22 protein-coding genes and 1 other annotated feature are annotated in these 20,954 nt (G+C 63.1%); of the genes, 10 read left to right on the forward strand and 12 right to left on the reverse strand.

Annotated elements, in window-relative coordinates; genetic code table 11:
* Position 1: 1 nt before the first annotated feature.
* The 6 genes from GPJ75_RS27630 to GPJ75_RS02175 all read right to left on the reverse strand — a co-directional run bounded on the left by GPJ75_RS27630 (position 2) and on the right by GPJ75_RS02175 (position 5,137).
* The gene (locus GPJ75_RS27630; protein ID WP_163264605.1) at positions 2–1,015 is read right to left on the reverse strand and encodes a molybdopterin cofactor-binding domain-containing protein; all 1,014 of its coding nucleotides are present in this window, start codon (positions 1,013–1,015) and stop codon (positions 2–4) included.
* A 3-nt stretch (positions 1,016–1,018) separates the two neighbouring features.
* Entirely contained in the window at positions 1,019–2,386 is a 1,368-nt protein-coding gene (locus GPJ75_RS27635) for a molybdopterin cofactor-binding domain-containing protein (RefSeq protein ID WP_163264607.1), read from the reverse strand.
* Positions 2,387–2,397: 11 nt separating this feature from the next.
* Complete coding sequence (locus GPJ75_RS02160; protein ID WP_163264610.1) at positions 2,398–2,880, reverse strand: (2Fe-2S)-binding protein; 483 nt, start codon at positions 2,878–2,880, stop codon at positions 2,398–2,400.
* A 49-nt stretch (positions 2,881–2,929) separates the two neighbouring features.
* A complete protein-coding gene (locus tag GPJ75_RS02165; RefSeq protein ID WP_163264612.1) occupies positions 2,930–3,730 on the reverse strand; it encodes an FAD binding domain-containing protein in 801 nt (266 codons plus the stop codon).
* Between the two features lie 15 nt (positions 3,731–3,745).
* The gene (locus GPJ75_RS02170) at positions 3,746–4,186 is read right to left on the reverse strand and encodes an SRPBCC family protein (protein WP_163264614.1); all 441 of its coding nucleotides are present in this window, start codon (positions 4,184–4,186) and stop codon (positions 3,746–3,748) included.
* A gap of 120 nt (positions 4,187–4,306) precedes the next feature.
* A complete protein-coding gene (locus tag GPJ75_RS02175; RefSeq protein ID WP_163264616.1) occupies positions 4,307–5,137 on the reverse strand; it encodes a helix-turn-helix transcriptional regulator in 831 nt (276 codons plus the stop codon).
* A 319-nt stretch (positions 5,138–5,456) separates the two neighbouring features.
* Here GPJ75_RS02175 and GPJ75_RS02180 point away from each other — a divergent pair, with 319 nt between their 5' ends.
* The 5 genes from GPJ75_RS02180 to GPJ75_RS02200 are packed head-to-tail and all read left to right on the forward strand — an operon-like array spanning position 5,457 to position 10,269.
* Positions 5,457–6,605 carry an extracellular solute-binding protein gene (locus GPJ75_RS02180; protein WP_163264618.1) on the forward strand — a complete coding sequence of 383 codons (1,149 nt, stop codon included), beginning with the start codon at positions 5,457–5,459 and terminating at the stop codon, positions 6,603–6,605.
* Positions 6,606–6,610: 5 nt separating this feature from the next.
* Positions 6,611–7,489, forward strand: coding sequence for an ABC transporter permease (locus GPJ75_RS02185; protein ID WP_163264900.1), 879 nt, complete (start codon positions 6,611–6,613; stop codon positions 7,487–7,489).
* A gap of 2 nt (positions 7,490–7,491) precedes the next feature.
* Complete coding sequence (locus tag GPJ75_RS02190) at positions 7,492–8,316, forward strand: ABC transporter permease (protein WP_163264620.1); 825 nt, start codon at positions 7,492–7,494, stop codon at positions 8,314–8,316.
* 17 nt (positions 8,317–8,333) lie between these two features.
* Positions 8,334–9,425 carry an ABC transporter ATP-binding protein gene (locus GPJ75_RS02195; RefSeq protein ID WP_163264622.1) on the forward strand — a complete coding sequence of 364 codons (1,092 nt, stop codon included), beginning with the start codon at positions 8,334–8,336 and terminating at the stop codon, positions 9,423–9,425.
* Entirely contained in the window at positions 9,418–10,269 is an 852-nt protein-coding gene (locus GPJ75_RS02200; RefSeq protein ID WP_163264624.1) for a glycerophosphodiester phosphodiesterase, read from the forward strand. The genes GPJ75_RS02195 and GPJ75_RS02200 overlap by 8 nt, the downstream gene beginning before the upstream one ends.
* A gap of 11 nt (positions 10,270–10,280) precedes the next feature.
* Here the strand turns inward: GPJ75_RS02200 and GPJ75_RS02205 are convergent, their stop codons facing one another.
* Together GPJ75_RS02205 and GPJ75_RS02210 are read right to left on the reverse strand one after the other, a co-directional pair.
* A complete protein-coding gene (locus GPJ75_RS02205) occupies positions 10,281–11,093 on the reverse strand; it encodes an inositol monophosphatase family protein (RefSeq protein ID WP_163264626.1) in 813 nt (270 codons plus the stop codon).
* 49 nt (positions 11,094–11,142) lie between these two features.
* Positions 11,143–12,390, reverse strand: a complete 1,248-nt coding sequence (locus GPJ75_RS02210) for an MFS transporter (protein WP_246248873.1) — start codon at positions 12,388–12,390, stop codon at positions 11,143–11,145.
* Positions 12,391–12,486: 96 nt separating this feature from the next.
* On the opposite strand from GPJ75_RS02210, the gene GPJ75_RS02215 reads away from it, so the two are divergent.
* The 3 genes from GPJ75_RS02215 (at position 12,487) to GPJ75_RS02225 (ending at position 15,901) form a co-directional block, all read left to right on the forward strand.
* Entirely contained in the window at positions 12,487–13,332 is an 846-nt protein-coding gene (locus GPJ75_RS02215; RefSeq protein WP_163264630.1) for an AraC family transcriptional regulator, read from the forward strand.
* Positions 13,333–13,413: 81 nt separating this feature from the next.
* Positions 13,414–13,469: a sequence feature (sul1 is cis-regulatory element that is thought to sense ions involved in sulfur or methionine metabolism; They are found in Alphaproteobacteria), on the forward strand.
* Positions 13,470–13,544: 75 nt separating this feature from the next.
* The gene (locus GPJ75_RS02220) at positions 13,545–15,029 is read left to right on the forward strand and encodes a SulP family inorganic anion transporter (RefSeq protein WP_163264632.1); all 1,485 of its coding nucleotides are present in this window, start codon (positions 13,545–13,547) and stop codon (positions 15,027–15,029) included.
* Positions 15,030–15,046: 17 nt separating this feature from the next.
* Complete coding sequence (locus tag GPJ75_RS02225) at positions 15,047–15,901, forward strand: universal stress protein (RefSeq protein WP_163264634.1); 855 nt, start codon at positions 15,047–15,049, stop codon at positions 15,899–15,901.
* Between the two features lie 34 nt (positions 15,902–15,935).
* Here GPJ75_RS02225 and GPJ75_RS02230 read toward each other — a convergent pair whose 3' ends face one another.
* The 4 genes from GPJ75_RS02230 to GPJ75_RS02245 all read right to left on the reverse strand — a co-directional run bounded on the left by GPJ75_RS02230 (position 15,936) and on the right by GPJ75_RS02245 (position 19,287).
* Positions 15,936–16,388 (reverse strand): type II 3-dehydroquinate dehydratase, encoded by a 453-nt coding sequence (locus tag GPJ75_RS02230; RefSeq protein WP_163264636.1) that lies wholly within the window; start codon positions 16,386–16,388, stop codon positions 15,936–15,938.
* Between the two features lie 4 nt (positions 16,389–16,392).
* Positions 16,393–17,688 (reverse strand): TRAP transporter large permease, encoded by a 1,296-nt coding sequence (locus GPJ75_RS02235; protein ID WP_163264637.1) that lies wholly within the window; start codon positions 17,686–17,688, stop codon positions 16,393–16,395.
* Positions 17,689–17,690: 2 nt separating this feature from the next.
* Complete coding sequence (locus tag GPJ75_RS02240) at positions 17,691–18,209, reverse strand: TRAP transporter small permease (protein ID WP_163264639.1); 519 nt, start codon at positions 18,207–18,209, stop codon at positions 17,691–17,693.
* A gap of 91 nt (positions 18,210–18,300) precedes the next feature.
* Positions 18,301–19,287: a sialic acid TRAP transporter substrate-binding protein SiaP gene (locus tag GPJ75_RS02245; RefSeq protein WP_163264642.1), complete on the reverse strand. Its 987-nt coding sequence runs from the start codon at positions 19,285–19,287 to the stop codon at positions 18,301–18,303.
* Positions 19,288–19,495: 208 nt separating this feature from the next.
* On the opposite strand from GPJ75_RS02245, the gene GPJ75_RS02250 reads away from it, so the two are divergent.
* Both GPJ75_RS02250 and GPJ75_RS02255 read left to right on the forward strand, forming a co-directional pair.
* On the forward strand, positions 19,496–20,170 hold the full coding sequence (locus tag GPJ75_RS02250; protein ID WP_163264644.1) for a GntR family transcriptional regulator: 675 nt from the start codon (positions 19,496–19,498) through the stop codon (positions 20,168–20,170).
* Positions 20,171–20,219: 49 nt separating this feature from the next.
* The gene (locus tag GPJ75_RS02255; protein ID WP_163264646.1) at positions 20,220–20,906 is read left to right on the forward strand and encodes a GntR family transcriptional regulator; all 687 of its coding nucleotides are present in this window, start codon (positions 20,220–20,222) and stop codon (positions 20,904–20,906) included.
* Positions 20,907–20,954 lie beyond the last annotated feature (48 nt).

Consider the following 20,954-nt stretch of genomic DNA (forward strand, 5'->3'; position numbering starts at 1 on the left):
CTCAGGCCGTCGCGCCGGCGTCGCGCTGTCTCAGGGCCCGCAACACGCGCTCAGGCGTGATGGGGAGCGTGTCGACGCGCACGCCGACAGCATCGAAGATGGCGTTGGCGACGGCCGGTATCTGCGGGTTGGCGCACATCTCGCCAGGCCCCTTCGCCCCGAACGGACCGTCTCCTGACGGACGCTCCAGGACCGCGATCTCGGTCTCCGCGAGGTCTCCCGGCCCGGGCATCAGGTATTCGTTGTAATCGCGCGCGCCGTGCTCCCGATCCGGATAGTAGGGCTCCGTCGTCTCGTAGAGCGCGTGGCTGATTCCCATCCACGACCCGCCTATGAGCTGCTGCTCGACCATCTTCGGGTTGAGCGCACGGCCGATCTCAAAGACGTTCTTGACCGAAAGCACAACGACCTCGCCGGTCTCCTCGTCCACCTCCACCTCGGCCACCGTGCAGGCATGCGCATAGCAGGTCGATGGCTTCATGGCGCCCGTCTCCGTCTCCGGATAGGAGCGCGGGACGAGGAACATGCCGCGTCCCGAAATCGAACGGCCATGCTTGAAGTGCGCGGCAAGTGCCGTGTCGAAGATCGAGATGGAGCGCGACGGCGCGCCCTTCACATGGATGTTGCCGCTGCCGTCGGTATCGAGGTCGGAAGCGTTCACCTCCAGTTCCTCGGCTGCAACCTCCAGCATCACCTGCCGCGCCTCGCGCGCCGCCTGGATGACGGCATTGCCGGCGCGGTGCGTGCCGCGCGAGGCGAAGGTGCCCATGCAATGCGGCCCGGTGTCGGTGTCGGCCGTGTCGACGGTGACGCTCTCGGTCGGCACGCCGATCGTCTCGGCGCAGATCTGCGCCATGATCTGCTTCAGCCCCTGCCCGAGGTCCACGCTCGACAGCGTCACCATGAAGCTGCCGGTGGGGGTGGAGTGGACGAGCGCCTGGGTGGGATCACCACCCAGATTCATGCCGGTCGGGTAGTTGACCGCCGCCACGCCGCGGCCGCGCTTTACAGCCATCGCTCAGCCCTCCCTCGTTCGTGAGGACATCTTCATGAAGCGCTCGCTCACCGGCCAGCCGGCGATGACGGAAGCCTCCTGCATGCATTCGATCAGCGCGGCACCCTCCGTCGGCTGGCGGTGCGCTTTCATGTCGCCGTCGCGATAGGCGTTGATGAAGCGGAACTCCAGCGGATCCATGCCGATCAGCCGCGCCAACTTGTCCGTCTGCACCTCGAGCGCAAAGTCGCCGATCGTCACGCCGAAGCCGCGCATGGCGCTCGACGGCGTGCGGTTGGTGTAGACGCAGTAGCTGTCGATCGCGACGTTCGAGATCGTATACGGCCCTGGAAAATGCGCCGCCGATTTCTGCGCGCCGTAGGGGGAATGGCGGGAATAGGCGCCGGCGTCGATGTAGGCCGTGACCTGGCGCGCGACGATGCGCCCGTCCTTCATCACCCCGTCCTTGATGACGATCCTCTCCGCCGCGCGCGGCGAGGAGACCTGCATCTCCTCCTCTCTGGAGTAGATGAAGGATACCGGGCGTCCCGTGAGCTTGGCGGCGAGGATCGCGACTGGCTCGATGGTCACATCCACCTTGCCGCCAAAGCCGCCGCCGACCGTTCCGCCCACCATGTGCAGCTTGTGGCCCGGCATCTGCAGGATGATCGAGGCGTTGTCGAGGGTGAAGAACATCGCCTGTGTGTTGGTATAGCAGGTGAAACGGCCGTTCGCTTCGGGCGTGACGATGCAGCCGCTGGTCTCGAGCGGCGCATGCTCGATCGGGCCGGAGGAGTAGCTCTCCTCCAATATATGGTCGGCCTGCGCAAAACCTTTCTCGACGTCGCCGAAGCGGACTTTCCGGCATTCGCCGCTGTCGTAGAGATAGTAGTTGCGGCCGTGATGCTCGTTGACGATGGGTGCATCGGGCTTCAGCGCGTCCTCGATGCTGAGCACGGCGGGCAGAACCTCGTAGTCCACCTTGACCTTGGCGGCTGCCTCCTCCGCCGCGCGCGCGGTCTCGGCGAGCACGGCCACCACCGCCTCGCCCTTCCAGCGCACCTTGTCCTCGGCGAGCACGTGCTCGTCCTCCGGTCCCACGTGGATCAGGATCAGTATGGTGTAGAGGTTCTGCGGCACGTCCTTCGCCGTAATGATCCTGGCGACGCCCGGATGCTTCTCCGCCTCGCTCGTGTCGATGCCGCGGATGCGTGCGTGGTGGTGCGGGCTGCGCACCATCTTCAGATGAAGGAGGCCCGGAAAGGTGCGGTCTGCGAAATAGGCGGTCCTGCCGGTGACATGGCCCCTGATGTCGGAACGCGGGCGCGGCTGGCCGATCTCGGTGAAATCGTCTGTGCGCTCGTCGGCAAAATAGTTTTTCGACAGCTTCATTCCCGTCTCCCTCAAGCAGCGGACGTGGAATTGGCGCGTGCGGCAAGAAGCACGGCCTGGATAATCGGCTCGTACCCCGTGCAGCGGCAGACGTTGCCGGAGATCGCCTCCACCACATCGGCCCTGTCCGGATTGGGATTGCGTTCCAGCAAGGCCGCGGCGGCCATGATCATGCCCGGCGTGCAGAAGCCGCATTGCGCCGCGAATGCGTCCTCGAAAGCGCGCTGCAGAGGATGTAGCACCTCACCGTTTGCAAGCCCCGCCGTGGTTCGGATTTGCGCGCCGTTGCACGTCTCCGCCAATGTCAGACACGACAGTCGCAATTCCCCGTCGATCATGACGGTGCAGGCGCCGCAGGCGCCTTGGTGGCACCCGCCCTTGGGTGAGGTGTCGTCCATCTTGTCGCGCAGCGCGGCGAGCAGCGTGGTTCCGCTTTCCACGAACTCGGCCCGCTCGCTGCCGTTCAGCGTGAATTGAACCGAAATCTTTGCCATCGCTTCCTCCCAGTCGATGGTGTGGTGGCCTGGCTTCTTCCAGGCCTCCCTAGCTGAGCAGCAGTCTGCCCAGATGAACGGGCAGGACCTCGCGCCGGTACCAGGCGCTGGCGATCGCGTCTGTCGGCGGAGCGATGCCCTCGAGCGCAGCGGTCAGCGCGGGCGCTATGCCTTCCTTCGTGCGCGGACGCCCAACGAGTGCCACTTCGGCCGCGTGCGCACGGATTGCGCGGTCAGCCATGCAGCCAAGGGCGATCCTTGCCTGAACGACCGAGCCGGCTTCTTCGCGGATATCGGCTGCGATCGTGAGAACGGCCGCACCCTTGGGATGCACCCGGCTGACCTTCAGAAACCGGAAGCTGTCAGGTGTCGGCGCCGCGAAGGTCACGGACGTCACGAGCGCTGAAGCGCCGAGGCTGTCTCGTTCCTGCAGGAAAGCTTCGAGCGCCATCTCGCCGCTGCCGCTGATGGACACTTTCGCGTCGAGAGCGAGAAGTGCGACCGTGAAATCCCCATAGGGCGCGGGCGCAAACAGATTGCCGCCCACCGTCGCCATATTGCGAACCGCGGGACCGCCCACCGCACGCGCCGCCGGCGCGAGATAGCTCAGCCCGGGATGCGCGAGGACCATGCTCATCGTCACGGAAGCACCGATCCTCACGCCGGCGTCGGATGTTCCAATCGCCGACAGGGCAGGATCGGTCGTCCTGACAATGGTCGAAAACAAGAGGTCCCCTTCATTCACAGCCCGGACCACGAGCGTCCCGCCGCCCATATAACGAGCGCCGGACACACCAAGAGCCGCCTGCGCTTCGCTTGCAGTTGAAAAGGTCTGAAGGCTGATGCCCATCGCCGGTCCTCCCGCTCAGCCTCCCGCGAAGCGCTTCTTCAGCGCGTCGAACCCGCCCTGGAAAACATTCGCTCCCATCCCCTCGGCGATCTTTTCGGCTTCCTCGGCGGGCGCGTCGAAACTTGCCGTCCAGATGGCGCAGGTGCGCTCACCGTCGGTGATCGGGATGAGCTTCAGCGTAGCGACATGGTTCGAGATCGGCTGGGGCGTCTCGAGAATGGAATAGGTGACGCTATAATCGCGATCGGAGAGGCCCAGCAGCTTCTCCCTGATCGTCGCCCCGCTAGCGATCTCGAACTTGCGCACGCATCCGATCTCGCTCGATGGCCCGCCGCCCTCGATTTCACTCTTGACCATTCGCGGATGCCAGTCAGGAAGGCCGTTGAAGTCACGGATGCACGTCCAGACATCGGAGGCAGGTGCATCGATGACGCTTGAGACCGTGACGGTCGCCATGAGAAAACGCTCCTTGCTGCCAGCCCTCACTGCGATCATAGCCAGCCAGGCGGACGATGCTTATCAATGCGTCTGGAACGCCTATCAAACAGTCTGAAAAAAATGGAGCGGAGCCGCGCACTAATGCCGAAGCCTGCGGGCGGCCGAACGGTAGGCGTTTGGCGGCACGCCGAAATGGTCGCGGAAAAAGCGGGAGAAATTTCCCTGTGTTGAAAAACCGAGCCCGCAGGCGATGTCGATCAGCGACTGTTCCGAGGCCCGCAACCGGCGCGCCGCCTCGGCCATGCGCATCGAGTTCCAGTAGACGTTGGGGGTGAGCCCCATCTGCTCCTTGAACAGCGCGAAGAAGTGCGGACGTGACAGGCCAACACTGCGCGCGACCTGGTCGAGGCAGGCCCGTTCGCAGACGTGGCTTTTCATCAGCGCGGCAGCCTTGCGCACGCGATGGTCCCGCGCGGCCACGCGGACGCGCACGCTCCTGCGCCGCTGCTGCGAGACGGCGGTGTCGAACACCGAGTCGATGAAGCGCTCGGTCTCGTATTCGACCAGATGAGCAGGCAGGTTGCCGCTCGTCAGGCTTTCGAGGAGCCTGAAGGCGGATTCGTTCAAGCGCTTGTCGGTGGAAATCGCGCTCGCGGCGAAGACATTTTCCTCGCGACGGCTGCCCCTGCGGCCGGCAATCCAGTCCGGATCGATGTAAAAGGCGAGAAATCGCCCTTCCTTGCCGCCGGCTGGAAAGTCATGACGATGCGGCTGCAGCGAATTGACCCCCACGGCGACATGCTCGCCGGGCAGCACGCGCTCGTTGCCGACCGTCATCTCTCCAGCCGCGCCGGCCAGCCAGATGATGATGTGAACCTCCTCGTGGGCGTGGGTCACGAGGTCGTTCGCCACGTTCAGGATCGAGACATGGCCGAACGCGCCATCAAACAGCTTAATGGAGCTGGTCATCGTTTCCTCCCGGGCCTTTGACGGCCCTTTGAGGAGAATACTCGTTACGCTTCGGGATCCAGTCAAGCCGGGAAACGGCCGATGCTATGCGTGACGGCAGTCGACGACGGAGACAAAACGCCTGTGCAGCGCATGGGGTGCCCACCAGTTTTCCCGCCCGCCGAGTGTAATACGACTGTTGCAAAAGAGTGATCTCTTCGAACGGTGTCTGACATCTCGCTGCCTGCCGACAGGCGGGCTGCGGGTGTTGCTGTGCAATCCATCGGGCGAAGAACCAGCGGGATGCCGATCGCGCCGAGGCAAACGGGAGAACGGAATCATGAAAAGACGTGAATTCATGCTTGCGACGGCCGCCACGGCAGGCACGCTGATCCTGCCGCGCATGACCTCGGCAGCCGAAGGGGTCATCGACTGGTACACCAGCTCGGACTCGAACATCTACGATTTCTGGGCCAACACCGTGAAGCCTGCCTTCGAGGCGGCCAATCCGGGCATCACCATCAATCTGGTGGACGCCGGCGACGGCGCGGGCATCATCGCCATCGGCGAGCGCGCCATTGCCGCCAAGCAGACCGGAACCGATCCCCAGGCCGATTATTTCGAAACCGCCAATCCGCGCCTGCCCGCGGGTGCCATCGAGGCCGGCATCTACACCAACGTCAAGGCTGCCGGGCTTTCGAACTATTCCAAGATCAATCCGCTGGCCATCGACAGCGACTACAGCCTGCCATATCGCGGCTCGCAGGTGCTGCTTGCCTATGACAGCACCAAGCTGGACCCGGCCAATACGCCCAAGGATTGGGATGCGCTGGTCGAGTGGATCAAGGCCAATCCAGGCGCGTTCGTCTACAACCGCCCCGACAAGGGCGGATCGGGCGGCAATTTCGTCCGTCGTGCCATCCATCAGGCCAATGGGCTCGACCCCTCCCTGTTCACGGTTGACAACTACACCGAGGAGTTCGGCAACGAGGCGCTCGGCAAGGCCTGGGCCATTCTTTCCGACATCGCGCCCTCGCTCTATGACAGCGGCGCCTATTCGTCGGGCAACACCCAGTCCATCCAGCTCCTCGCCCAGGGCGTGGTGACCATGACCCCGGTGTGGTCCGATCAGGTGCTCCAGGCAATCGACCAAGGCGTGCTGCCGCCGGAAACCGGCCTCGTGCAGCTTCAGGACCTGGCGCTGTGCGGCGACTTCTCGCGCGCCGTGATCATCGAGAACGGCACCAACAAGGATGCCGCGCTCAAGCTGGCCGATTTCGTCCTCAGCGAAGCCATCCAGAGCGCCATCCTCACTGAGCTTGGCGGCTTCCCCGGTGTGTCCTGGGACTATGTGGAGCCCGCGCTGCGCGAGCGCTTCTCAGACATCGTGCCCACGACCATCCCCACCTTCCCGAGTGGCCAGTGGGAGGCGGCCATCAATGATGGCTGGTACCGGAACGTAGCACCCAACGTCGCTCGCGACTCGTGACCGACCTGACCCAGGCAGCCGCCTCCCGGCTGCTGACCGATACCAATCACAACAGGAGGCCGTGGGGCCTCCTGCTCGTTGCTGTTCCGGTGTTCCTGGTCGGGTGGCTGGTGATCTGGCCGACCATCAGCGCCATCGCGCGCACCGTCTGGCGGCTCGACGCCGAAGGCAATTACGGCTTCAATCTTTCGAGCTACGTCTTCTTCTTTTCCGACCAATACAGCCTCAACAACCTCGCCATCACGCTGTGGACCACAGGCATGTGCGCCTTGCTGCTTCTGGTGATTTGCCTCCCCATCGCGCTTTATCTTCGCTTCTCCAGCGGCCGGCTGCCCGCCTATGTGCAGGGCCTGGCGATCTTCCCTCTATTCGTGCCCTCGATCATCCTGGCCTACGCTTTCATCCGCGTGCTCGGCCCGAATGGCATGGTGGATATCTTGTTCAACGCGGTGGGCCTGCCCAAGATCCGCACGCCCTACCTGACGCCCTGGGGGCCGGTCATCGGGCTCGTCTGGGACAATATCCCATTGACCGTGCTGATCCTCCTTGCGGGGCTCGGCAACGTCGCCAATCAGTCGATCGAGGCGGCCCGCGACGTGGGCGCGAACAGGCTGCAGGTGTTCTGGCACATCATCCTGCCACGCATCTCCAATTCCGTTCTGGTGGCGCTCTCCTTTTCCATTCTGGGCATCTTCTCCGCGTTCACTCTGCCTTACCTTCTGGGCCCGGCCTCACCGGAGATGATGGGCCCGTTCATGCAGCGCACCTTCCGCGAGGTGAACGACCCGCTCAACGCCATCACCCAGGCGGTGATCGCCTTCGGCTTCTGCATCGTGTTCGGCCTGTTCTACGTGCGCTCGGTCGCGCGCAACCGGGGTGGGTGATCATGGTGGTGCTCTCCCCCGACCGCCAGCGCATCGACTGGCCCGGCATCGCCTTTGCCATGCTGCTGTCGGCCGCAATCATCCTTCCGCTTTTGGTGGTGGGCACATGGGCCTTCACCGAGGTCTGGCGCTATCCGGCCGTGGTGCCGCAGCAATTCGGGCTGCGGTTCTGGAACCAGACGCTCAGCCGGTCGGACGTATGGGGGGCGCTGACGCTCAGCCTGCAGCTTTCCACCGTGGTCACGCTGCTCTCGGCGCTTATCTGCCTGCCGGCGGCCTATGCCTTCGCGCGCCTCAACTTTCCCGGCCGCAACATTTTGTTCTTCTCGTTCCTTGCCGGCCACGCCTTCCCCAAATTCGGTCTGCTCATCGCCATTGCGGCGATCTTCCTCCAGCTCAACCTCATCGGTACGTTCTGGGGCGTGGTTCTGATCCAGCTCGTGGGCACGCTGATGTTCATGATCTGGATTCCGGTCGCCACCTTCCAGGGCGTGGATCGGCGGATGGAGGAGGCAGCCCGTGATGCGGGCGCCGGTCCCTTGCGGGTGTTCTGGTCCATCACCTTGCCGCAGGCAGGCCCCACTATCGTCGCCGCGCTTCTTTTGAGCTTCGTCGGCACCTTCTACGAGACCGAGGGGGCATGGCTCATCGGCGCCCCCGGCATCCGCACCATGCCGGTACTGATGATCAGTTTCATCAACAACCAGATGGTCATCCAATATGGAGCGGTGCTCTCCGTGCTGCTCTGGGTGCCGTCATTCATCGCCCTGATGTTTGCCCGCAGGGTCATAGGTGGCAGCGCGTTCGCGCGCGGCTTCGGAGCGTGAACGGGAAGGTTCGGATCATGGCGCGTTTGGAAATAACAGGGGTTTCCAAGCAGTTCGATACAACGACGGCCGTCGCCGATTTCACCCTTGAGGTGGATAACGGTGAGCTCGTCTGCCTGCTCGGTCCCTCGGGATCGGGAAAATCGACGCTTCTGCGCATGGTGGGCGGCTTCGAGCGCCCCACCGCCGGCTCGATACGGATCGACGGGGAGGAGATCATCCATCTGCCGCCCGAAAAGCGGCCCACGGGCATGGTCTTCCAGAGCCACGCGCTCTGGACCCATATGAACGTTTTCAAGAATATCGCCTTCGGGCTCAGGCTGCGCCACCTTCCGCGCGACGAAATCCGCCGCCGCGTGGAAGCGGTGCTCGAACTGGTCGGCCTTACGGGCTACGGCTCTCGTCTCACGCACCAATTGTCCGGCGGCCAGCAACAGCGCGTGGCCTTGGCCCGCTCGCTGGTGCTGGAGCCCAAGATCCTGCTGCTTGACGAACCCTTCGCCAGCCTCGACCAGCATCTGCGGGAAAGGCTGCGCGAGGACGTGCGCGATATCCAGCAACGGCTAGGCATCACCACTTTGTTTGTCACCCACGGACAGGACGAAGCGCTGGCCATGGCTGACCGGATCGTGGTGATGCGCGACGGGCGCATCGAGCAGGTGGGTCCTCCCTCCGAGGTCTATCGCGCACCTGCTACCCCGTTCGTCGCCGGCTTCATCGGCCAGATGAACCTGCTCGAAGGTGTCGTAGACACCCAGGTCTTTGCATGTCCCGGCCTTGCCGCCCGCATTCCCATTGCCGATGGCCCGGCGACCCTTGCTGTCCGTCCCGAGGCTCTCGGCCTCTCGCCGGCCCGGGGACAAGGGATGGGTGTGATTCATCGCGCAGTCGATTATGGTTCGCATGTCATGATCGATGTCGAACTGCCCGACGGATACAGGGTGAAATCCATGATGCCACAGAGCGAAGCTTGGACAGCAGGCCGACCGGTCGATTTCAACGTCGGTACCATCGTTGCCTACCGCGACAACGCGCTGATCTATCGCGGGGCCCAGGTCGAGGAGCAATCGCGCCCCGCCGGAAGACGCGTGGTCCGCAGCAATGGCTGACCCTCGCGTGATCATCCGCAATGGCCACCGCACCTGGCTCAAATGGCATCGCGGCCGGCGCCGGGCCAGCGATCCGGTGTTCACCGGCCGCCGCATCCACGAAGGTATGCGCCTTGGCGCCAGCGTCGAGGTGGACCTGGTGATCCACGCCGACCGCGGCTATGCCATCCTGCACGACCTGACGCTGGAGCGGGAGACGACAGGAGCCGGCCGCGTCGCCGATTGCCGCGCCGAAACCCTGCGCGCGCTCAATCTTCGCGGTAACGACGGCCGGCCCATCCCGGACCGCGTGATGTTGCTGGAGGATCTGGGCGCCCTGCTCACCGAAGGCCCCATCCATCCCGATGCGCTGCTTCAGCTCGATTTCAAGGAAGATGCCGCGGCGCTGGACGCTGCCGCCATTGCCGCCTTCAAGGCCAGTGTCAAGCCCGTCGCCCACCACATGATCCTGTCCTCGGGCGATGCGGAGGCCGTCCGGCTGCTGGCCGAAGGCGTAGAAGGGCTCCGTGTTGGCTACGATCCCTGCTATGGCCCAATCTTCGAGCACCTGGAAGCCTCGCGTGACTTCTCCGCCTTCGCCGCCGAAGCCCTCGCTGCTGCTCCCGAAGCGGAAATGATCTATCTCGACTACCGCCTGGTGCTGGCGGCCGATCGAGCCGGCTTCGACCTTATCGGCGCCTTCCATAATGGCGGCCGGCGCGTCGATGCCTGGACGCTTCCCGACGCAAGCCCAACGAGCCTCGCCGCAGCCGAGCGCCTGCTGGCGCTCAAGGCGGACCAGATCAGCACCGACGATCCGGAGGGGCTCGCGATGGCCCTTGAGGCGTCCTCCATGAAACGATGAACTGTTCTGGTCTAACGCGGGTCCCTGCGCGGGGCATCCTTGAGTTTTTCGAGAAGATAGGCGTGACAAGCCGGGTTGGCGACGATCACCGCGCCGGTCTTTTCATAAAATTCCGGCCCGCGTCCCCACCAGTCGGTGACGATCCCGCCTGCTTCCTGCACCAGTAGGACGCCCACGGCCCAGTCGAGCAGGCCGGACTCCTCGAAATACCCGCTCAGACGCCCACAGGCCACATGCGCGCAACTGTTGGCGCTCGACCCCACGACCCGCACCGCACCGATGGGGTTGCGAATTCGGTCAAGCCGCTCATAGGCGCCCGGGTAAAGGGCAAGGTTGCTAGTGGGCAGTCCGGTTCCCACGGCAAAAAAGCGCGGATCCGCCTGCCGCGATACCGACAAACGCCGCCCGTTGAGATAGGCGCCGGCGCCCCTGATGGCGGTAAACATTTCGTCGGCGACCGGATTATAGAGCGCGCCGCATACTGTCTCGTCCCCGCGGCGCAGGGCGATCGAAATGGTGTAATGCATGCCGTTGATGAAATTGGTGGTGCCGTCGATAGGATCGACCAGCCAGCGATAGCGGGTGTCCGCGCCTTCGATTGCCGCGAATTCCTCGCCGGTGAAGCTCCATTCGGGATATTTGCCGAGCAGCCTTTCGCGGATCAGCGTCTCGGATTCCATATCCGCTTCGGACAGGAAATCAGCCGGTCCCTTGACCTGGATTTCCAGATCACGAAACCGTCCGAAATGCTCAAGCGTCAGCGCCCCCGCCTCGCGGGCTGCGGAAACCATGTCGGCAAGGACGGCATCGTAGGAAACAGGCAAGGAGGCCCTCCACTCATCTCAAGAGGACAGACCATGTCGCCCCTTTATGTCACGTGCGCGACACATCCGTGCCGGCAGTCGCCGCGACCTCGGCCCGCGCCGCCGGCCTGATGTTCGGAAGCAGAACGGTCAGAAGCCCGAGCAGCGGCAGGAACGAGCAGAGCCAATACACGTAACCGATACCCTTCGCGTCAGCCACCACGCCCAGCAGCGCCGCCGCGACGCCGGCAATGCCGAAAGCGAAACCGAAGAAAATACCGGCCACCATCCCAACCCGCCCGGGAACGAGTTCCTGCGCCATCACGACGATGGCGGGGAAGGCCGAGGCGAGCACCAAGCCGATAATGGCGGAGAGCACGATGGTCCATTCGAGGTTGGCATAGGGCAGCGCGAGGGTGAACGGCACCACCCCCAGAATAGAAACCCAGATCACCACCTTGGCGCCGAGACGGTCACCGACCGCCCCGCCGAGGATCGTTCCGGCCGCGGCCGCCCCGAGAAAGACGAAGAGGAGCACCTGCGAGGTCTGTACCGATACGGCGAACTTGTCGATGACATAGAAGGTGTAATAGCTTGAAAAGCTGGCGACATAGATATTCTTCGAGAAAGTGAGGATCGTCAGCACGACAAGCGCGATCACGACCTTTCGCCGCGGAACGGCTACTGTGGGGATAGCCTTGGGCCGCCGTGCCGCGGTGGCCTGATAGCGGGCGTACCAGTTACCGACCTGCCAGAGGATCATCATCCCGACGAGCGCGGCGACGGAGAACCAGGCAACGCTGGCCTGGCCTCGTGGCACGACGATGAAAGCGGCAAGCAGCGGCCCGACGGCGGAGCCGAAATTGCCGCCCACCTGGAACAGGGACTGCGCGAGCCCGTAGCGCCCGCCGGAGGCAAGCCGCGCCACGCGTGATGATTCGGGATGGAAAACCGCCGAGCCAAGTCCGATCAGCGCAGCCCCGAGGACGAGGAGGGCATACTGGCCGGCGAAAGCGAGGAACATCAGTCCCACGAAGGTCGCGCCCATGCCGACGGGCAACGAATAGGGCAGCGGGCGCTTGTCGGCGAAAAGCCCGATCATCGGCTGCAGCAGCGATGCCGTTCCCTGGAACGTCATCGTCAGCAGCCCGATCTGCCAGAAGTCGAGCCCGTAGTCCTGCTTCAGCATCGGATAGATCGCCGCGAGCAGCGACTGCATCACATCGTTGATGAGATGACAGACGCTGACGGCAGCGATCACAACGAAGGCTGTGGTCTCGGCGGAGCTTCTGGCGGTGACTGCGGACGTGTCGCTCAAGATCGGTTCCATGACGTTGCGATGGTTCCTCATAGGCCGATTGCTTGTGTTCTTCTTTCGTGTTTTGGTCCAAAAGTTTCGAAAGTGGGCCAAGCAATGGTGGAATTGCGCGCGCATGAGACGGACGACGGGCCGCTGGTCGGCGCCGACCGGTGGCGGCGTCAATGGATTGAGGCAGCGGAAGCCAATGTGGTTGCACTGCCGGCCGACTATCCGGATGGGCACCATGTAGAAACGCACCGCCACAACCGATCGCAGCTTCTCTATGCGCTCTCCGGAGTCGTGATGGTGAGCACCGGCAACGGGCGCTGGATGGTGCCGCCGGAACACGCGATCTGGCTGCCGGCCGGCGTCGACCATGCGGTGGACATGCTGGGCGACGTCCAGATGCGCTCCGTCTACGTGCGGCTGGGCGCGATCGCCGGACTGCCGGAGGACCTGCGCGTATTCTCCATCACCGGTTTGATGCGGAACCTCATCGTCGAGGCGATGGCGCTGCCGCGTGAGGAACCGCCCGCCGGCCGCGGCACACTTATCCTGGATCTCCTCCTGCACGAGATCCCGAACCTGCCGGAGCGGCCGCTGGCACTCCCCTTTCCCGCCAACCGACAGCTCGCCCTCCTCTGCCGGCGCTTCCTCGAGGCGCCCTCGCCGCACACCACGATCGATGAATGGGCTAAGGCGGCGGGGATGAGCCGCCGCAGCTTCACCCGCACGTTCCATCGTGAAACCGGGCTGAGCCTTTCCATGTGGCGGCAGCAGGCATGCCTGTTCGCCGCGCTGCCGCGCCTTGCCGATGGTGAGCCGGTCACCACCATCGCGCTCGATCTCGGCTATGACAGCGTCGCCGCCTTTATCACCATGTTTCGGCGTATGATTGGCGAACCGCCGCGGACTTGGCTCAAACGCGGGCAGCGCAACACGGCGACAGTGCCCAGATGAATCGCGTAAGCCAGGCGCATAGCAGCCATGCAGACGCGCCATTGCGGCAACGGCACCGCTTCAGTATGGCGTAGCCATCCATCAGGACCCGGTGAAATCCCGGGTGGCTCTTCCGGCCGCCGATCCGCCGGACTACCGTTTGAACAAAGCCGTTGCCCTGTGTGGCCCACTCTTCGGCCGCGCACCCTCCAAAGATCGGAACCATCACTGACATGCCCTTTCTGTCCGCCTATCGCGCGCAGTGGTTCGGCAATGTGCGCGGAGACCTGCTCTCCGGCCTCGTCGTCGCCCTCGCGCTCATTCCAGAGGCCATCGCCTTTTCCATTATCGCCGGCGTCGATCCAAAGATCGGCCTTTACGCCTCCTTTTCGATCGCCGTCCTGATTGCCTTCGTTGGCGGGCGGCCCGGCATGATTTCGGCGGCGACCGCGGCAACCGCCGTGCTGATGGTCACGCTCGTGCGTGATTACGGTCTGGAATATCTTCTCGCCGCGACGGTGCTTGCCGGCCTTCTCCAGATTGCCGCCGGGCTCTTGAAGCTCGGCTATGTCATGCGCTTCGTCTCGCGCTCGGTGATGACCGGCTTCGTCAACGCCCTGGCGATCCTGATCTTCATGGCGCAAATCCCGGAACTGACCGGCGTGCCATGGCTCACCTATGTCATGGTCGCCGCGGGCCTGGCGATCATCTACCTCTTTCCATATCTCACCAAGGCGATCCCCTCGCCGCTTGTCTGCATCATCGCGCTCACATCCGTCGCCATGATCTTCGGCTTCGACCTGCGTACCGTCGGCGACATGGGCGAACTGCCGTCGACGCTGCCGGTCTTCCTGATCCCCGACATCCCGCTCAACCTCGAAACGCTGATGATCATCCTGCCCTATTCGGCGGCGGTCGCGGCTGTCGGGCTTCTGGAATCGCTGATGACGGCACAGATCGTCGACGACCTCACCGATACGCCGTCGAACCGTAACCAGGAATGCATCGGTCAGGGTATCGCCAATACGGCCACCGGCTTCATAGGCGGCATGGCCGGTTGTGCCATGATCGGCCAGTCGATCATCAACGTGAAATCCGGTGGCCGAGGGCGGCTCTCCGCCTTCGCCGCCGGCGCGTTCCTGCTGTTTATGGTGGTCGTGCTCGGCGATCTCGTGAGTGCCATTCCCATGGCGGCGCTGGTGTCGATCATGATCATGGTGTCGATCGGCACCTTCTCCTGGTCGTCGATCAAAAGCCTGCGGACCCACCCGAAATCGTCCTCGATCGTCATGCTGGCGACCGTCGTCTGCGTGGTTGTCACGCACAACCTTGCGATCGGGGTGGGCGCCGGCGTGCTTCTGTCCGGTCTCTTCTTCGCCTGGAAGATCGCGCAGATCTTCCGCGTCTCCTCCACGCTCCTTGAAGACGGCCGCGAGCGCCGCTACACCGTCGAGGGTCAAATCTTCTTCGCCTCGGCGGAGGACTTCACCGCTGCCTTCGACTTCAAGGAGGCGCTGGAGAAGGTCACGATCGACGTCAGTCGCGCGCATATCTGGGATATCTCCAGCGTTGCGGCCCTCGACATGATCGTGCTCAAGTTCCGCCGGGAGGGGGCGGATGTCGAGATCATCGGTCTCAACGAAGCGAGCGAAACCATCGTCGACCGGCTTGCGATCCATGACAAGCCCGGCGCGATGGAACGCCTGATGGGCCACTAGGCCAAGGAGGGGAAACCATGACGAAAATCACAGCCCTTATCGATGGCTCCGTCTATGCATCGAGCGTATGTGACCATGCAGCCTGGATCGCCGGCCGTACCCAAGTCGGGATAGAGCTGCTTCACGTGATCGGCCGGCGCGACACCTCCAGCGAACCGGCAAACCTTTCCGGGAACATTGCGCTCGGCGCGCGCTCGGCGCTTCTCGAAGAGTTGAGCGCCCTCGACGAAGCGCGCGCAAAGCTTGCGCAGAAGCGTGGCCGGGCCATTCTCGAAGATGCGAAGGCGCGTTTGGTCGAGGCCGGTGTCGATGACATTTCATTGCTGCTTCGCATCGGCGACGTGGTCGAGACAGCGACCGAGTTCGAGGCGCAGTCGGAGATGCTGGTCATCGGCAAGCGCGGCGAAGCGGCCGACTTCGCCAAGCTGCATCTCGGCTCCAATCTTGAACGTGTGGTGCGCGCCGCGAAAAAGCAGGTCTTCGTCGCCTCACGGGCCTTCAAACCGATACAGAAGTTGCTGATCGCTTACGATGGCGGGACGAGCAGCATGATGGCGCTCGACCATGTAGCGCGCAGCCCGCTCTATGCGGGGCTCGACTGCCATCTGGTGACCGTCGGTCCGGACACGCCCGAGAACACGAAGAAGCTCGATGACGCCCGGCGCCTTCTCGAAGGCGGCGGCTACGATGTGACGTCCCGGCTTTTGCCGGGTGAGCCTCACAAGGTCATCAGCGGGATCGTTGAAGAGGAGGGCATCGACTTGCTCATCATGGGCGCTTATGGGCACAACCGCATCCGCAACCTCATCATCGGTTCGACGACGACCGAGATGATACGCTCGTGCAAGATACCGGTGGTGCTGTACCGATAGGACTGAAGCCCGAGCGGCCGGCCGGCATATCACGCTATGGAGGCGGGGCGCGCTCGGAGAGCAACTGCTTCATCGCCCTGACTGCCGCTGGATAGCCGCTCGGGCCGAGACCGGCGATCACGGCGGTGGCGACCCTGGACACGAGCGAGCGGTGATAGATTTCCTCGCGGCGGTGGATGTTGGAAATGTGCAGCTCGATGACCGGGCCGGGGAACATCTTGAGCGCATCGAGAATGGCGATCGAGGTGAAGGTAAAGGCGGCCGGATTGATGATGATCCCCGCCGCCGGTGTGTCAATTGCCTCATGCACCCACTCGACGATCTCGTACTCGCGGTTGGACTGGCGGAACTCCAGCTGGATCACATCGGCCGCCTCCCTGCACATTGCCTCAACCTCGGCGAGCGTTGTTCGGCCGTAAATCTCGGGCTCCCGCTTACCGAGACGATTGAGATTAGGGCCGTTGAGGACGTAGATCGGCGCGGTCATGGGGTCATCCTTGATAGCCGAGAAGGCGCGGGAGAAAGAGGACGAGACCGGGGAAGAAGGTGATCAGCGCCAGCGACACCAGCATCGCGTAGAGGAACGGAAGGATGTTGCGCACCAGCGCGCGCAACGAGACTTTGCCGATATTCGTCATGATGAAGAGCAGCAGGCCGTACGGCGGCGTGATCAGCCCGATCATGATGTTCACCACGCAGACGACGCCGAAATGGACCAGATCGACGCCGAGCGCCTCGGCGGTCGGGATGAGGACCGGCAGGACGATCAGGATGATGGTCGTGCCTTCCAGCAGACAGCCCAGCGCAAGAAGCAGCACGTTGACCATGATCAGAAATGCCGTCGGGGAGAGATCGAGGCCCTGCATGAACGCCGTCAGCGTGCGCGGGATGTTCTCCACGGTCACCACATAGTTGAACACCAACGCACCGGCGATGAGCATGCCGATCGAGGCCGTGGTGCGGGCGCTGGACAGCAATGTCTGGTAGGTGCCGCGCAGCGTTACGGTCCGATAGAGCAGCGCCGAGATGAGGAATGCATAGGCCGCCGCGATCGCCGCCGCTTCCGTCGGTGTCGTGATCCCGGAATAGATGCCGCCGAGGAGCACCACCGGCATGAAAAGCGCGGGCAACGCCCTGATCGTGATACGGGGTATCTGTCGCAGCGGGGCGGGTTCCTCGACCGGAAAATCGCGTCGCCGGGCCGACCAGACGACGAGTGTCATCTGCAGCAGGCCCATGAGCAGCCCCGGAATCATGCCGCCGAGAAACAGGTACCCAATCGAGGCATCCGAGACGAGCGCATAGAGCACCATCGGGATCGACGGCGGGATGATCGGGCCGATGACGGCCGTGGCGGCGGTGAGGGCCGCGGCGAAACTGGCGGGGTAGCGTCCCCCATCCGTCATCATCTTCTGCATCATCTTGCCGATGCCGGCGGCGTCGGCGATTGCCGATCCCGACATTCCGGCGAAGATGATCGACTGAACCACGTTGACCTGGGCCAGGCCGCCGCGGAACCGCCCGACCAGCGCATTGCAAAAGCGCAACAGCCTTTCCGTCATGGAGCCGCTGTTCATGATCTCCGCCGAGAGGATGAAAAGCGGCACGGCGAGCAGGATATAGCTGGTGTATATACCGTTCAGCAGCTGCTCGGCGGCGGTGCCCATGTCGAGCCCGGCGAGGTAGAGATAGAGGATGGACGCCGCGATCATGGCGTGGCCGATCGGCAACCCCAGCAGGCTGAGCGCAATGATCGTGAGAATGCAGATCAGAAAGGGATCCGGCATGCCTAGGTTCCGGAACCGGGGCGTATGGCGATCCCGGTCTCACCGGCGCTCGGGCTACAACGCAGCGCACGCCAGACAATCCAGCAGTAGCGGACGATGACGGCGCTCACGAAGATCAGATAGATGGAGAAGAGATAGTCGAAGCGGATTTTCATATAGGCCGTTGCCTGGACCTTCATGAAGGTCACGTAATCCACGACTGCCGGCAGCGAGAACAAGTAGAGGACGAGCAGCGCGATCGATCCCGCGACCGTCATGAAGCGACGCACCCTCGGCCCGACGCCTCCGTAGACGAGGTCGAAGCGGATTTCCTCGTCCTCCGTCAGAACCAGGGACGCCCCCCACAGCACCAACCAGAGCCACATGATGACCGTAAGTTCCGAAGCCCAGCCGATCGGCAGGTTAAGGAGATAGCGAAAGACGATCTGCGCGATAAAGGCCAGGAACATGATGGCGAGCATCAGCGCGAGAATATTCTCCGCCCGCCGGTAGAGGAATTGTCCAACGCTAGACAGCCGCATGCAGACCTCCAGGCAAGACCAACGTGCCGCGTGCGCGGCAAGATAATGTGACCCGCCGCAAGGCGGGCCACGGCACCTCCAAACCCTGAAGTCAAAGAGCGTTGATGCGATCGACCATGCCTTCCGGCCAGTCCTTTGCGAGATCCGATCCCAGATAGATCTCCTGCGCGTGGGCGCGGAAAGCATCAACATCCGGCTTGTAAAGATCCAATCCCTGTTCGCGGAAGAAGGCTGCCAGTTCGTCCTCCTGCTTCAGGTGCTCCTCGGTGCTCCACTCGATCGCGGAATCGGCGGCCGCCTGCACCTTCTCCTGCTGCTCCGGCGTCAGCTCATTCCATGTGTCCAGCGAGATGGTAAGCAGGTCGTAGCCGACGAGGTGCGACGTCAGAACGATCTGCTTCATCACCTCGTAGAACTTCATGTTCTGGACGTTCGGCAGCGGGTTGTCCTGCCCGTCGATCGCTCCCGTCTGCAACCCGGTATAGACCTCCGCATAGGCCATCGGAACCGGATTGGCGCCGAGCGCCCGGCCAAGAAACTGCCAGGCATCGCCGCCGGGCATCCGCAACTTGATCCCGGACATGTCCTCCGGCGTTTCGATCTTCTTGTCGAGATTGAGCCCGACCTGGCGGGAGCCGAAATAGGTGGGGCCGAGGATCTTCACCCCAAGCTGATCTTCCACCATCTGCTTCATTTCCGCGCCAGGCTCGCTTTCAAAAAACGTGCGCAGGTGATCGGCATCGCGGAAGAGGTAGGCCGAGGTCAGCACCGACCATGCGGGAATCTGGTTGGAGATATCCTGCGGCGCGATGTTGCCCATCTCCAGATTGCCGCGCTGCAACGCGACCAGTTCGGTACCCTGCTTGAACAGCGTGCCGCCGTAGTAGCCCTGGTAGTCGAACTCGTCACCGATCGCCTCGGCGAATTTATTCATCATCTCCGCCCGGATGTCCTGCTCGGAGAAGACCGCCGAGAACCGCAGCTGGATCTTGTCCTGAGCCACGGCCGTGGTGGCGAAGCCGGCAAGCGCCAGGGCAGCGCCTGCCGCCACCAGCGTTCGTCTGGTCAAATTGATCATGGCATTCCTCCCTGGCCATTTCGCGACGGTGGCCGGCAGCCGAAAACCGTCGAGAACGGACTCTCGCCACTAGATAGATCGGCGATCAATATATATTTCTCATAATATCTGGTATTATTGCTTACATCATTCATATTTCAAATCCCGACACGATCTTGCCGAACCCCGCCGAACCTGCCATGAGCTTCGAAGATCAGGATGGCAGCATATGGCAAAGTCGGTTCCCGCCGTTGATACGGCAGGCGAGAATGCCTACAGGCAGATTCGCCATGACATCATTTTCGGTAAGCTGCAGCCGGGCGCGCGACTGCGCCTGGATGGGCTGAAACCTGCCTATCTGGCGAGCATCAGCACGCTGCGCGAGATTCTCAGCCGGCTTTCGTCCGAGCGATTTGTCGTTGCCGAGGGGCAGCGGGGCTTTGAGGTCGCGCCCGTTTCGCAGCAGCACTTCCGCGAGGTGGCCGTAATGCGCGAGCTTCTCGAAGGGCATGCATTGAAGGAGTCTTTCGAGCGTGGCGATGTCGAATGGGAAGGGCGCGTCGTTGCCGCACATCATAAGCTGGCGCGCATGGAAGCGCGCATGGGCGCGGGCGATCGCAGCGAGACCGAACTGTGGAAGCGCTATGACCGCGAGTTTCACGGCGCACTGATATCCGCCTGCGGCTCCCGCGCGCTGATGGAGGCCCATAGACAGATATTCGATCACTATCTGCGCTATCAGATCATCGCCGTGATCTACCGGGGACAGGCAGCATCCGATGAGCACCGGCAACTGCTCGCATGCGCGGTCGAGCGCAACCATGCCACAGCAATGGAAGTTCTAGGCCACCACATCCGTTCCTGCGTTGAGCATACGCTCAGTGCCGGCCTGCTCGCTGGATAATTTGGCGAATGCCGTTGCACGGCCTTCTCTCCGATATTATCAGAATCATATGAAACACGATGCGCCTCAGGGTCAGAGCGGTCAGATTCCGACCGTCGGAGAAAACGCCTATCGTCGGATAAGGGCGGATATCGTGTTCGGGCGGCTCGCACCGCGCCAGAAGCTCAAGCTCGAGAAATTGCGGGACAGCTACGGCGCAAGCATCAGCACGCTGCGCGAAATCCTGAACAGGCTTGCCTCCGAGAGCCTTGTCCTGGCGGAGGGCCAACGCGGCTTCGAGGTCGCGCCGGTCTCGGTGGAGAACCTGCGCGAAATCGCCGCCCTGCGCCTGCTGCTCGAAAATCACGCACTTGAGCAGTCCTTGGCGGCGGGAGACATGGAATGGGAGGGGCGCGTGGTGGCCGCCCATCACAAGCTCGCCACACTGGAGAGGCGCATGAGTGAGGGAGACCGCAGCGAGACCGAGCTATGGAAGCGGTACGACTGGGAATTCCATCAAGCGCTCATCTCGGCCTGCGGCTCCTCGGTTCTGATGGATACGCACGCAGGCGTGTTCGATAAATACCTCCGCTACCAGATGATAGCCCTTTCCTTCCGAGGCGACATAGCGGCCGAAGAGCACAGAATTCTCCTCGAGTGCGCGCTCGAGCGGGATTCGGTGCGCGCGCGCGAGGTGCTCGTGCGACATGTCGAAGGCGGCGTCGAACACGCCTTGGCGACGGGCACGATCCGCTAGACCATAGATATGAGATAATAGAAAACACCATACGAAATGCGTATTGTG

Source organism: Chelativorans alearensis (genome assembly GCF_010993735.1).
In the GTDB taxonomy this organism is placed as follows: Bacteria; Pseudomonadota; Alphaproteobacteria; order Rhizobiales; family Rhizobiaceae; genus Chelativorans; species Chelativorans alearense.